Here is a 12,582-nt window from a genome sequence, read left to right as displayed (position 1 = left end):
TCACCCCAACGGAAGGATACCGAACGGGCCCGCGAACACATACCGGGTGGTCTTCCCCGGCCGCGGCGTCCCTCCCGCCGGATGGCCGAGCTGAAGAGCGCAGCCACGTTCTATATACTGCGCCGAAGCAGCCCGGTGGCGGCGGGAGGAACAATCACCGGACCATCCATTTACAATTAATGTACAATTGATGTACAAAACAGATTCGCTGCGCGGCAGACCGTTTGAGGACGACCATGAGCATTGACGACATGACCGCATCGTTCGAACAGATCATCCGTTCGGTCGGTGAAGACGTAACCCGGGACGGTCTGGAGAAAACGCCGGAACGCGCGGCGCAGGCGTTCGCCTTCCTCACCGAAGGCTACAACCAGAATCTCCAGGAGCTGGTCAACGGCGCCATTTTCCCGTCCGATAACGACGAGATGGTCATCGTGCGCGACGTGGAATTCTACTCGCTGTGCGAACACCACCTGCTGCCGTTCATCGGCCGCGCGAACGTGGCCTACATCCCCAACGGCAAGGTGATCGGCCTGTCCAAGATCGCGCGAATCATCGACATGTACGCGCGACGGTTCCAGATCCAGGAGAACATGACCAAGGAGATCGCGGACGCGGTCATGAGCGTCACCGACGCCAAAGGGGTCGCCGTGCACATCACCGCCAACCACCTCTGCATGATGATGCGCGGTGTCGGCAAGCAGAACTCCAGCATGAGCACGTCGGTGATGCTGGGGACGTTTCGCGATTCACAACCCACCCGGAACGAGTTTCTGCAGCTCATCCGCGGGTGATGCAGCGACGCACGCCGGACACGGCAGGGGGCGCTTCCATGAGTGTGGCCGAACAGACGCTTGCGCCGGGCAATGCCCGGGTGGACAGCTCGATGATCCGCGTGAAGAACCTGCGGCTGCGGACGTTCGTCGGGCTGAACGAGGAGGAGCAGCAGAAGCGCCAGGATGTGGTGGTGAACATCACCATTGGCTACGACGCCATGCGCGCCGCCACCTCGGACTCCCCCGACCACGCCCTGAACTACCGCACCATCACCAAGCAGGTGATCGAGCTGGTTGAGGAAAACCGGTTTCTGCTCCTGGAGAAGCTGGTACACGACATCATCCAGCTGATCATGGAGCACCCGGCGGCCGATACCGTCCAGGTGGAGGTGGACAAACCCCATGCACTACGTTTTGCGGACTCCGTCTCCCTGACCATGTCGGCGGTGCGGGATGACTGACACGGTGGCCGCGCCCGGGCACGGACTCGAGCGCCGGGCGCGCAATGCGGCCGTCGCCCTCGGGCTTGCGGGCGCACTCCCGTTCCTGGGGCTTGCACTGGGCGTGTGGTTACTGCCCTCGGCCCAGGGCACCTGGGCGCTGGGGGCCCTGATCGCCTACGGCGCGGTGATTCTCTCCTTTCTCGGTGGCATCCACTGGGGGCTGGCGCTCCAGGGCGGCGTGCCGCGGGTCTTCGTGATCAGCGTCATTCCGTCGCTGCTGGCATGGGTCGCGCTGCTGCTACCCCCGACACTGGCTCTGAGCCTGCTGACCGTCTGCCTCGTCGCCCAGCTTGCACTGGACCTGCGCATCCGCATGGCCCCGTGGTTCCGTGTGCTACGCGCCGTGCTCACCGCTGCCGCAGCAGGCAGCCTGTTACTGGCCTCCATGGCGCCCGCCACGGCATGAGTGACGGCCTCAGCCGATGGCACCGCCGAAGGCGAGCAGGCCGATCAGCAACCAGACCCCGGCCAGCGCAAACGGGAAACCGCGCAGAACGATCATGGTCAGCGAGAACCGCTGCAGTTTGGAGCGGGTCGTGGCAAAACGCCGCAGGTGCACCATCGGCGCACCGCCGAACGGCCGCAGACGCCGCTCGATGAGACGCAGCGCAAGCTTGCGGTTCTGCAGGTAGATCGTTCCCGCCCAGATGGCGATACCGAACGCAACACAGACCATCACGCCGAGCACCGCCAGCGCCTTCACCACCACCGGCGAGGCCACATCCAGCGCCGCGCCGTTGCCTGTATCCAGCGTGAACCCGAGCACGGCCCCCAGGCCCACATTGATGTAGAGCAGGTTGTTGAGCTTCTGCCAGTTGAGCAGATCCTCGTGACGGTAGAGCTCCGCCGCGATGGCTTCCTGGTTGACCAGCACATGGGCCTGGACCGGGATGTCATCCTCGTGCCCGGCGGGCAGATCCTGCGGCCTCATGACTGCGGACACCCCGGCAGATCGCGCGCCCAGATGCCCCGCGGACGGCCGTCGTGCCCCACCGTCTCGAAGGCCTTGTGAAAGCCCACCCGTTCGTGGAACCGCACCGACGGCTCATTGGGCGGATCCAGCACGATGGCCGCAAACTGCGGCCGCCCGGCCGCGAGCTGCCGGACGACGTTGTACAGCTCCCGCCCCCAGCCGCCGGATGCGGCCTCCGGCGCCACGCACACCTGGCTGATCAACGTGAACGGCCGCGGATACTGCTCCAGCAGCCAGTGGTTGACCTGGTGGCCGGGGGTGGCCTCGGCGATGCGCTCACTGTTCATCGCCAGCACGAACGCGATGACGCGACCGTCCTCCTCGCCCACGTAGAAGTGATCCGCCACCGCCGCAAAGTGCCGATAGCGGTCCTCGTCGTAACCGGAAACCAGAAACCCGGACGCACTGTCGGCCTGCCCCTGGCCACCCTCGCCGAGCAGGTAGGCGGCCTGAAGCGCGACCAGGCGGGGGGCGTCATCCGGCAGCGCCGGACGAATGGATGCGGTATCGCTGTTGCTCATGACTGCTCCCGGTTGTCTCCGGCGGCGGTGAAACGCGGCAGTATACCGGAGACGGAAACCACAGCGCGTGGGCACCGTTCACGATTGCCGCGCGCGTCCGCCACTCGGACATGAACGGCTTGCATAAACTGCTGAAGAGAGAATGAACAGTGGACGTTGCAGCGCACCAAATCGTGAACTATGCTGCAGCGCAGAAAGAGCGACAAGCTCTTTCACGACAGAGGAGGTGACCCCATATGTATACCGAGATGTTCGAGAAGACCAATGCGCAGGTCGAACAGATGCTGAACCCTGTGCGCAAGGCCCAGAGCTCCATGCTCGACCACGTGGCCCGCCTTGCCGACTTCCAGGTGGAAGCGGTGAAGCACTATTCGGAGCTGAGTATCGACAACCTGCGCGCCCTGAAGGACATCAACGATCCCCAGAGCCTGCAGGCGTACGTCACCAAGCAGACCGAGGTCGCCAAGTCCCTGGGCGAGAAGGTGACGGCGGACATGAACGAGTTCGTCAAGATCAATCGCGGTTTTGCCGAAGAGCTGCAGAAACTGGCTCAGGACGGCGTCACCGCGGCATCCGAGCAGGCCAAACAGCAGACCAAACAGGCTGTTTCCGCTGTCGAGAACGCCTCTGCCAGCGCCGCCAAGGAGACGGGTGCTGCCAGCTCGAGCTCCAGCAGCTCCAGCTCGAAGAAGAGCGCCTGATTCCGGCAGCCGTCTACCCACGGCCAACGCCCGCACCACGCGGGCGTTTTTTTTTGACCACTCTCAAGACGTGGCGGCACGGACAGCCCACCCCCGGGTTCGTTATAATGATCGGCGTTTCTATCGCGTAACCGCCCAGCACCGGTCAGGGGTGCCCACTGATCGCGGGCCGGGTTGCGCCATCGGGGGGCACGTTTGGAACTGACCAATCAGATCATCCTGGTCGGCGGGCTGTTGCTCGTGGCGAGTATCCTCGCGAGCGTCATCTCCAGCCGGATCGGTGCGCCCCTGCTGCTGGTCTTCCTGGTGATCGGCATGCTGGTGGGCGAAGAGGGCCCCGGCGGGGTCGCTTTCGATGATTTCCAGGCGGCCCACCTGATCGGCAGTCTGGCGCTGGCCGTGATCCTCTTCGACGGTGGCCTGCGCACCCGGGTCGCCAGTTTCCGCGTTGGCCTGCGCCCGGCCCTGGTGCTCGCCACCCTCGGGGTCGTGGCCACCGTTACCATCACCGGCCTGCTCACGGCCTGGATCTTCGATCTCCCCCTCATGGTCGGGCTACTGATCGGCGCCATCGTGGGGTCCACCGACGCCGCCGCCGTGTTCTACCTGCTCCACGCCCACGGTCTCGAGCTGAAGGAGCGCATCGGCGCCACCCTGGAGATCGAGTCCGGCAGCAACGACCCCATGGCGATCTTCCTGACCATCGCCTTCATCGAGATCATTCTCGGGCAGCAGGACAGCATGGGACTCGGGCTGGTCCTGGAGTTTGCCCAGCAGATGGGACTGGGGGGCATCATCGGCGTGCTCGGCGGGCTGGCGCTGGTCTCGTCGGTCAACCGTATCCCCCTGACACCGGGCCTGTATCCGCTGCTGGCCATCTCCGGCGCGCTGCTGATCTTCGGACTGGCCGCTTTCATTGGCGGCAGCGGTTTTCTGGCCGTGTACCTGGCGGGCATCCTGCTTGGCAACCGGCGGCTACAGAGTGCGCAGAACATCCGCCGGTTCCACGACGGAATGGCGTGGCTGGCACAGATCGTCATGTTTCTCATGCTGGGGCTGCTGATCACACCGTCGGACCTGCTGGGCGTGGCCCCGCAGGCCCTGGTGGTCGCCGCCCTGCTGCTGTTCGTCGCCCGCCCGCTGGCCGTGGCCCTGTCGCTGCTGCCGTTCCGGTTCCCGCTCAAGGAGCAGGCGTTCATCGGCTGGGTGGGGCTGCGCGGGGCGGTGCCGATCCTGCTGGGGCTGTTCCCGCTGCTCGCCGGCGTCGAGGATGCCGGAACCTACTTCAATATCGCGTTCTTCGTGGTGCTGCTGTCACTGGTCCTGCAGGGCTGGACCGTCGCGCCCGTGGCCCGCTGGCTGGAGCTGGACGTTCCGCCCCGCTCGCGGGTGGTGCACCGGCTGGAGCTGGACCTGCCCGGTCAGGTGGAGTACGAGATGGTGGGCTACCATCTGGCCGCGGACAGCCCGGCCCTGTACAAGGTGGTGCAGCGGCTGCGCCTGCCGCGCAGCAGTCAGATTGTCTCGCTGATCCGGGACGAGCGCCTGATCCGGCAGTTCCAGGACGAGATCCTGCGCGAAGGCGACTACCTGTACGTGCTCACGACACCGCAGTCCCTGCCCGACCTGGACCGGGTATTCGTTGCCGCACACGGGCCGGCACGCCTTGAAGAACATGCATTCTTCGGCGATTTCGTACTGAACGGGGATACGCCGCTGGCGGCACTCTCGAGCGCCTACGACCTGAGAATCCCCAATCAGGCCCGCGAGGACGAGACCGTGGGCGAGTACCTGCGACGGCTGTTCAAACAGCGCGCCGTGGTCGGGGACCGCGTCAAGCTGAACAACATGGAGTTCGTGGTCCGCGCCATGGAGGGTGGCCGCATCACCCAGGTCGGCCTGAAAATCGGCCGCACAACCGGTGAGCGCCCCCACGGAAAATAGCCCGACCCGTGGCGGGACAACCCCCGGGATGCGTACACTTGATGGCAACCCGCGTCTGCAGACGCCCCCGACTTCACCGACCAGCGCCGATGGACTGACCGAATGAGCAACTCACTACGCGATCAACTGATGAAGAGCGGCCTGGTGGACGAGAAACAGGCCCGCCAGGCAGACAAGGAAAAGCGCGCCCAGCGCAAGAAGGCCAAGGGCAAGGGCGGGCGCAAGGGACAACCGGCGGATCCGGACGCGGCCGCGCGCCAGGCGCAGGTTCAGCAGGCGCGCGCCGAGAAGGCCGAGCGGGACCGCACCCTGAACCAGCAGCGGGAGCAGCAGAAGAAGGAGAAGTCCGCGGCAGCCCAGATCGAGGACCTGCTGCGGGAGCATGCGATCTCCACCCGTGACGGCAGCATCCCCTTCCATTTCACCCGTGACGGCAAGGTGCGCAAGCTGGAGGTCACCGCCGAGCAGCAGAAGCGGCTGAGCCGGGGCGAGCTGGCAATCGTCGAGCGCAAGGGGCGTTTCCACGTGGTGCCATCCGATGTGGTGCCGCGGCTGCATGAGCGCGACGCGACCCTGTTCGTTGCCATGGTGACCGCCGCCGACCTCAGCAGCGAGGACGACGACCTCTACCGGGAGTTCCCCATCCCGGACGACCTGGACTGGTAGCGGATGACGAACCGGCTCGAACACTTCCTGGCGCGTGCCGAACAATTACTGGAGCGGGTGGAGCCCTTGTTGCCGCCCGCCGATGCGAGCCCGGACTGGGAGGCCAGCACCGCGTTCCGGTGGCGTCGCCGGCTGGGAGCCGGCTTTCTGGAAGCCGTCCCGGAGCCGCACGCGGTGGCCCTGGATGCATTGCACAACGTGACGCGGCAGAAGGCGCTGCTGGATCGCAACACCCGCCAGTTCGTCCAGGGGCTGCCAGCCAACAATGCACTGCTGTGGGGGGCTCGCGGCACGGGCAAGTCGTCACTGGTCAAGGCGCTGCTGCACGCCCACGCCGACGCCGGGCTGCGCCTGATCGAAATGGACAAGAGCGAACTGGTCGACCTGGCCGACGTGGCCAGGCTGATCCGCGGGCGCAGCGAACGCTTCATCGTATTCTGCGACGACCTCTCCTTCGAGGGCGACGACCCCGGCTACAAGGCGCTCAAGGCCATGCTGGACGGCTCGGTGAGCGCCGCCCCGGAGAACCTGCTCATCTACGCCACCTCCAACCGGCGCCACCTGGTGCCGGAGTACATGGCGGAGAACGAGGAAGCGCGCAACGTGGATGGAGAGATCCATCACGGCGAGGCGGTGGAGGAGAAGATCTCCCTGTCCGAGCGATTCGGGTTATGGGTCTCGTTCCACCCGTTCAGCCAGGACGCCTACCTGGAGATCGTGCAGGGCTGGCTGCAGCGCTTCGGCATCGACGACGCCCCTGAGGCCGTGCGCGAGGATGCGCTCCGCTTTGCCCTGGAACGGGGCTCGCGCAGCGGCCGCGTGGCGTGGCAGTTCGCCCGGGACTGGGCCGGGCGACGGGGGCTGGGGGAGTGAACCAAAGTCGGTTTGGTGGACCTGAAGGTCCGCCCTACGGCGACTGAAGGTCCACCCAACACGACGCTCGGCGGCCACGGCGGGTATTACTCGTCCTCGAAACGCTCCTGGAGCCTGCGCTTGTCGATCTTGCCGGCGCCGGTGGTGGGCAGGGCGTCGACGAACTCGATGCGGCGCGGGACCTTGTAGCGCGCCAGACGCTCCTTGAGCCAGGGCCGCAGGGTGCGCGCCTGCAGCGCCGTCCCGGCCACGGGCACGATCACCGCACAGCCCACCTCGCCCCAGGTCCGGTCGGACACACCAAACACCGCGGCATCGGCCACCTCAGGATGGCCGTGCAGCACGTTCTCGATCTCCGCCGGATAGACGTTCTCGCCGCCGGAGATGAACATGTCCTTGAGCCGGCCGACGATGGTGTAGGCGCCATCACCGTCGAAGCGCGCCAGGTCGCCGGTGTGGAGCCAGCCATCCGGGTCGATGGCCGCCGCCGTGGCATCGGGCCGGTTCCAGTACCCCGGCGTGCGATGGGGGCCGCGGATCAGCAGCTCGCCGGTAACATCCGGGGCGGTGACGACCTCCCCCGTCTGCGTCTCCCGGAGCTGCACCTCCACATGGAACAGCGGATAGCCCACCGCCCCGGGTTTCCCCCGAACCTGCTCCGGCGGCAGCCAGAACGTGTTGGGCCCCGCCTCGGTCAGCCCGTATCCGGTCTTGAAGTCCACGCCGCGGGCCCAGAACCGCTCGAAAACCGGCATTGGGCAGGGTGCGCCACCGCTGATCACCAGTTTCAGTGGCGAGAAGTCGGCCGTGTCCCAGCGCGGGTGCTCCTGCAGCATGGAGAACATGGTCGGTACGCCGAAGAACAGGTTCACCCCGCCGCTTTCGATCAGGTCAAAGACCTGGTTGGCGTCAAAACCGGTGCAGACCACGCTGCAGCCACCGGCGTGCACCAGCGGGGCGGTGAAGACATTCAGCGCCCCGGTGTGAAAGAGCGGTGCATTGAGAATGGCGGTGTCATCACGGGTGATCTCCCAACTTGCCTGGGTGTTGATCGCGTTCCAGGCGATATTACCGTGGGTCAGGATCGCCCCCTTGGGCAACCCGGTGGTGCCACCGGTGTAGCAGATCACCCACGGGTCATCATGGGTGAGCCGCGGCAGCGGCGGCGTCTCCGCCGACTCCACATCGCGTAGTGTGATTTCCGGGTCACCTGTCACCTTGGCACCGTCGAGGGCGACCCAATGCTGAACGGACTTCGCCCCGGGGGCCTCGCGCAGCCGGGTGACGGCGTCGACGAAATCGGCGCCATAGAAGAGCACGGTGGGCGCAGCATCCTCGATAAGCTGCACCAGCTCGGATTCGGCCAGCCGCCAGTTGAGGTTCTGCAGGATGGCGCCGGTCTTGTTGCAGGCGAACCAGACGTCCAGATACGCCACGGAGTTACCCGCCAGTACGGCAACGCGGTCTCCCTTGGCGACGCCGAGCTGCTTGCCAAGGTAACGGGCCGTACGGTTGGCGGCGGCATTCCACTCGGCGTAGCTGATCCGCTGTCCACTGGCGGCGTCCACCAGGGCCGTCGCCCCGGGGCTCAGCCGGGCACGTCGATCCAGCCAGTCCACGGCATAAGGCATGGCGGTCTCCCCCGTTTTGTATTGTTCTGCGTTATTACCGGCGCGCGGCGCAGCTACTGGATCCAGCGGCGCGCGTTGCGGAACATGCGCATCCACGGTCCGTAGTCACCCCACTCCTGAGGGTGCCAGCTGTTCTGCACCGTCCGGAAGACCCGCTCGGGGTGCGGCATCATGATGGTCACGCGGCCATCCAGGGTGGTCAGGCCGGTAATGCCGTCCGGCGAGCCGTTGGGGTTGGCCGGATAGCGCGCCGCGGGCTGCCCACGGCCATCCACGTATCGCAGACTCACCAGCCCGGCCGAAGCGAGCTTGCGCGGCCCGCTCTCCTCCGGGCACTCCAGCCGCCCTTCGCCGTGCGCCACCGCAATGGGCATGCGCGAGCCCTCCATGCCCCGGAGGAACAGCGATGGCGACTCCACCACTTCCACCTGTGACAGCCGGGCTTCGAACTGCTCCGAGCGGTTGCGAACGAACCGCGGCCACAGATCGGCCCCGGGGATCAGCTCACGCAGTGTCGACAGCATCTGGCAACCGTTACACACCCCCAGGGCGAATGCGTCCTCCCGCTGGAAGAAGCTGCCGAACTGATCCCGAAGCAGGTCGTTGAAGAGAATCGTCCTGGCCCAGCCGCCGCCGGCGCCGAGCACGTCACCGTAGGAGAATCCGCCGCAGGCCACCAGCCCCTGGAAGCGGGACAGGTCCTGCCGCCGCTCCAGCAGGTCGGTCATGTGCACGTCCACCGCTTCGAACCCGGCCGCGCGGAAGGCCGCGGCCATCTCCACATGCCCGTTGACGCCCTGCTCCCGCAGGATGGCAACACGCGGCGCCGCTGCGGAGGCGACCATGGGCGCGGCAACGTCGTCCGCCGGGTCGAAGCTGAGGGCGGCGTGGAGCCCCATGTCATCGGTATCCAGAAGACTGTCGTACTCCTCGGCGGCGCAGTCCGGGTTGTCGCGCAGCGACTGGATACGCCAGCTGGTCTCCTGCCAGATGCGCTGCAGTTCCACGCGCGGCCGGTCGAGAACGACGGATGCGCCGTCATGCACCACCAGGCGATCATCATCATTCGGTGCGCCGATGACGTGGACGCAGTCGGCCAGCCCGGCCTCGGCAAAGCGGTCCAGCACCGCGTCCATCGCATCACAGCCAACCTGCACCACGGCGCCCGGCTCCTCGGCGAACAACGCCGGCAGGGCGCCGGCGCCAGCGGTTGCAAGGTCCACGGTGACGCCGATGCGGGCGGCAAAGACCATTTCGGAAAGCGTCGCGAACAGCCCGCCGTCGCTGCGGTCGTGATAGGCGAGCAGCAGGCCGTCACGGTTCAGCGCCTGGATCGTGTCGAAGAACGCCCGCAGGTCCTCCGGCCGGTCCAGATCCGCCGGAGCGTCGCCAAGGCGGCTGTAGACCTGCGCCAATGCCGAGGCGCCAAGACGGTTGCGCCCGCGGCCCAGGTCCACCAGCAGCAGCCGGGTGTCGCCGGCATTACCGCGCAACTCCGGGGTCAGGGTGCGACGGGCATCATCCACGGTGGCGAACGCGGACACCACCAGGGACAGCGGCGAGGTCACCGCGCGGGTTTCCCCTTCCTGCTCCCAGACCGTTTTCATGGACAGGGAGTCCTTGCCCACCGGGATGGCGACGCCCAGGGCGGGGCACAGCTCCATGCCCACGGCCCGAACCGTGTCGTACAGGCGCGCGTCCTCCCCGGGGTGCCCGGCAGGCGCCATCCAGTTGGCGGACAGGTTGACGCGCTCCAGCGTCCCCACGTCCGCGGCAGCAAGATTGGTCAGCGCTTCCGCCACCGCCATGCGCCCGGATGCCGGCGCGTCCAGCAGCGCCGTGGGCGCCCGCTCTCCCATGGCCATGGCTTCGCCGGTATGGCCGCTGTAGTCGTCCAGTGTCACGGCCACATCGGCGACCGGTACCTGCCACGGCCCCACCATCTGATCCCGGGCGACGAGTCCGGTGACCGTGCGGTCGCCGATGGTGATCAGGAAGTGCTTGGCGGCGACGCCGGGCAGGCGCAGTACACGCTCCGCGGCATCAAGCACGGAGACGTGCTCCAGCCCCAGCGGCTGGCGGGGCGGCTCGACACGGGTGACATCCCGCCGCATTTTCGGTGGCTTGCCGAACAGCAGGTCCATGGGGATGTGAACCGCATCGTCGCCCAGGGTGCGATCGGTGAGCAGCAGCTGCCGGTCGGCGGTGGCGGTGCCGATCACGGCGTAGGGGCAGCGCTCGCGCTCGCAGATCCGGCGGAACGCCGCCTCGGCCTCGGCACCGATGGCGAGCACGTAGCGCTCCTGCGCCTCGTTGCTCCAGATCTCCATGGGCGACATGCCGGGGTCGTCGCTGGGGACGTCCCGCAGTTCCAGGTGACCGCCCCGCTCGCTGTCGTCGAGGATTTCGGGTACGGCGTTGGACAGGCCGCCCGCACCGACATCGTGGATGGAGAGCACCGGGTTGTCATCGCCCAGGGACCAGCACGCGTCGATGACCTGCTGCGCGCGCCGCTGCATTTCCGGGTTACTGCGCTGCACGGAGGCGAAGTCCAGCTCCTCGTCGCTGGCCCCGCTGCTCACGGACGACGCCGCACCGCCCCCCAGCCCGATCAGCATGGCCGGACCACCGAGCACCACGACCCGGGCGGCGTCGGCCACGTCCTTCTTGTGCACGTGGGCATCGCGGATCGCGCCCATGCCTCCAGCGATCATGATCGGCTTGTGGTAGCCGCGGACCTCGTCACCCCCGGCACCCGGGACGCGCTGCTCGAAGGTGCGGAAGTAGCCACCCAGGTTCGGGCGGCCGAATTCGTTGTTGTACGACGCCGCGCCGACCGGCGCGTCGATCATGATCTCCAGCGGCGACGCCATGCGCCCGGGGCGACCGTTGTCCTCCGTTTCCCATGGCTGGATGGCGTCCGGAACCCGCAGGTTGGAGACGGTGAACCCCGCCAGGCCCGCCTTGGGCCGCGCGCCCAGCCCGGTGGCGCCCTCGTCCCGGATCTCGCCGCCGGCACCGGTGGCCGCACCGGGATGCGGGGCGATGGCGGTGGGATGATTGTGGGTCTCCACTTTCATCACCAGGTGCACCGGCTCCCCGTGCGGGCGGTAGACCTGATCCGTGGGGTCGGCAAAGAAGCGCTGGACCTCCGGACCCTCCGCCACGGCCGCGTTGTCACTGTAGGCGGACAACACCCCCTGGGGGCGGTGCTGGTAGGTATTGCGGATCATGTCGAACAGCGAGCGGGGCTGGGGCTCGCCGTCGATGACCCAGTCGGCACGGAAGATCTTGTGGCGGCAGTGCTCGGAGTTCGCCTGGGCGAACATCATCAGCTCCACATCCGTGGGGTTGCGACCGAGGGCGACATACTGCTCGACCAGGTAGTCGATCTCGTCGTCCGCGAGCGCGAACCCCATGGCATTGTTCGCGTCCGCCAGCGCTTCACGCCCGCCGCCAAGGATATCCACCGAACGCAGCGCCCCCGGCGCCTGCTGCCGGAACAGCGCGCGCGCCTCTTCGGGGTCGGCAAGCACCGCCTCGACCATGCGATCGTGCAGCAGCGGCTGCAGGCGCTGCCGCTCTTCGCTACTGAACGTGCCGCCATTGCGGCTGAGCCGGTAGGCAACGCCCCGCTCGATGCGGCGCACGGCCGTCAGCCCGCAGTTGTGGGCGATATCCGTGGCCTTGGTGGACCAGGGCGAGATGGTCCCCGGCCTGGGGACAACCAGGAAGAAGGCGTCACCGCCGTTGCGCGCCTCCGGCTCCCGGCCTTCCAGCAGCAGCGCCTCCAGCGTCTGGCGCTCTTGCGGCGTGAGGTCGCGATCCAGCAGGACGAAATGTTCGAAATCGGCGTGCAGGGCGTCGACGGCGGGGACCTGCTCCTGCAGGGCGGCCAGCAACTTGGCAAGACGAAACGGGGAGAGAGCGGGTGTTCCTGTCAGACGCAGCATGTCGTTCCGTTACACAAGGCAGTGGGGCGAGCCTCCGGGCC

11 protein-coding genes are annotated in these 12,582 nt (G+C 67.1%); 7 read left to right on the top strand and 4 right to left on the bottom strand.

The genetic code is table 11. The annotated features are described in order from the left end of the window. The first annotated feature begins 236 nt into the window (after positions 1 to 236). From folE to BMZ02_RS12555, 3 genes are read left to right on the top strand one after another with little or no spacing between them, the layout of a single operon-like run. Positions 237 to 794, top strand: coding sequence for a GTP cyclohydrolase I FolE (gene folE, locus BMZ02_RS12565; protein ID WP_091644399.1), 558 nt, complete (start codon positions 237 to 239; stop codon positions 792 to 794). A gap of 38 nt (positions 795 to 832) precedes the next feature. Next, a complete protein-coding gene (gene folX, locus BMZ02_RS12560) occupies positions 833 to 1,237 on the top strand; it encodes a dihydroneopterin triphosphate 2'-epimerase (protein ID WP_091644397.1) in 405 nt (134 codons plus the stop codon). Then, on the top strand, positions 1,230 to 1,685 hold the full coding sequence (locus BMZ02_RS12555) for a DUF3429 domain-containing protein (RefSeq protein WP_091644394.1): 456 nt from the start codon (positions 1,230 to 1,232) through the stop codon (positions 1,683 to 1,685). Before folX ends, BMZ02_RS12555 begins: the two co-directional genes overlap by 8 nt. A 9-nt stretch (positions 1,686 to 1,694) precedes the next feature. Here BMZ02_RS12555 and BMZ02_RS12550 read toward each other — a convergent pair whose 3' ends face one another. Then, entirely contained in the window at positions 1,695 to 2,210 is a 516-nt protein-coding gene (locus BMZ02_RS12550) for a RipA family octameric membrane protein (protein ID WP_091644390.1), read from the bottom strand. Beyond that, positions 2,207 to 2,773 carry a GNAT family N-acetyltransferase gene (locus tag BMZ02_RS12545; RefSeq protein WP_091644388.1) on the bottom strand — a complete coding sequence of 189 codons (567 nt, stop codon included), beginning with the start codon at positions 2,771 to 2,773 and terminating at the stop codon, positions 2,207 to 2,209. The genes BMZ02_RS12550 and BMZ02_RS12545 overlap by 4 nt, the downstream gene beginning before the upstream one ends. Before the next feature lie 236 nt (positions 2,774 to 3,009). On the opposite strand from BMZ02_RS12545, the gene phaP reads away from it, so the two are divergent. The 4 genes from phaP (at position 3,010) to BMZ02_RS12525 (ending at position 6,957) form a co-directional block, all read left to right on the top strand. Continuing rightward, positions 3,010 to 3,474, top strand: a complete 465-nt coding sequence (gene phaP / locus BMZ02_RS12540; protein WP_091644384.1) for a TIGR01841 family phasin — start codon at positions 3,010 to 3,012, stop codon at positions 3,472 to 3,474. Between the two features lie 195 nt (positions 3,475 to 3,669). After that, positions 3,670 to 5,418 carry a potassium/proton antiporter gene (locus BMZ02_RS12535; protein WP_091644381.1) on the top strand — a complete coding sequence of 583 codons (1,749 nt, stop codon included), beginning with the start codon at positions 3,670 to 3,672 and terminating at the stop codon, positions 5,416 to 5,418. Between the two features lie 102 nt (positions 5,419 to 5,520). Continuing rightward, on the top strand, positions 5,521 to 6,084 hold the full coding sequence (locus BMZ02_RS12530; RefSeq protein ID WP_091644378.1) for a DUF2058 domain-containing protein: 564 nt from the start codon (positions 5,521 to 5,523) through the stop codon (positions 6,082 to 6,084). 3 nt (positions 6,085 to 6,087) lie between these two features. Continuing rightward, a complete protein-coding gene (locus BMZ02_RS12525) occupies positions 6,088 to 6,957 on the top strand; it encodes an ATP-binding protein (RefSeq protein ID WP_091644375.1) in 870 nt (289 codons plus the stop codon). 86 nt (positions 6,958 to 7,043) lie between these two features. Here BMZ02_RS12525 and BMZ02_RS12520 read toward each other — a convergent pair whose 3' ends face one another. After that, positions 7,044 to 8,588 (bottom strand): acyl-CoA synthetase, encoded by a 1,545-nt coding sequence (locus BMZ02_RS12520; protein ID WP_091644374.1) that lies wholly within the window; start codon positions 8,586 to 8,588, stop codon positions 7,044 to 7,046. A 53-nt stretch (positions 8,589 to 8,641) separates the two neighbouring features. Further along, on the bottom strand, positions 8,642 to 12,541 hold the full coding sequence (purL, locus tag BMZ02_RS12515; RefSeq protein WP_091644371.1) for a phosphoribosylformylglycinamidine synthase: 3,900 nt from the start codon (positions 12,539 to 12,541) through the stop codon (positions 8,642 to 8,644). Between the last annotated feature and the right edge of the window lie 41 nt (positions 12,542 to 12,582).

Origin of the sequence: Aquisalimonas asiatica, from assembly GCF_900110585.1 — a bacterium.
GTDB lineage: Bacteria > Pseudomonadota > Gammaproteobacteria > Nitrococcales > Aquisalimonadaceae > Aquisalimonas > Aquisalimonas asiatica.
This window is presented reverse-complemented; position numbering and strand designations above follow the sequence as displayed.

Coding starts and splice junctions, on each gene's coding strand:
- folE (WP_091644399.1), top strand. CDS start 237: ATGAGCATTGACGACATGACCGCATCGTTCGAACAGATCATCCGTTCG.
- folX (WP_091644397.1), top strand. CDS start 833: ATGAGTGTGGCCGAACAGACGCTTGCGCCGGGCAATGCCCGGGTGGAC.
- BMZ02_RS12555 (WP_091644394.1), top strand. CDS start 1,230: ATGACTGACACGGTGGCCGCGCCCGGGCACGGACTCGAGCGCCGGGCG.
- BMZ02_RS12550 (WP_091644390.1), bottom strand. CDS start 2,210: ATGAGGCCGCAGGATCTGCCCGCCGGGCACGAGGATGACATCCCGGTC.
- BMZ02_RS12545 (WP_091644388.1), bottom strand. CDS start 2,773: ATGAGCAACAGCGATACCGCATCCATTCGTCCGGCGCTGCCGGATGAC.
- phaP (WP_091644384.1), top strand. CDS start 3,010: ATGTATACCGAGATGTTCGAGAAGACCAATGCGCAGGTCGAACAGATG.
- BMZ02_RS12530 (WP_091644378.1), top strand. CDS start 5,521: ATGAGCAACTCACTACGCGATCAACTGATGAAGAGCGGCCTGGTGGAC.
- BMZ02_RS12525 (WP_091644375.1), top strand. CDS start 6,088: ATGACGAACCGGCTCGAACACTTCCTGGCGCGTGCCGAACAATTACTG.
- BMZ02_RS12520 (WP_091644374.1), bottom strand. CDS start 8,588: ATGCCTTATGCCGTGGACTGGCTGGATCGACGTGCCCGGCTGAGCCCC.
- purL (WP_091644371.1), bottom strand. CDS start 12,541: ATGCTGCGTCTGACAGGAACACCCGCTCTCTCCCCGTTTCGTCTTGCC.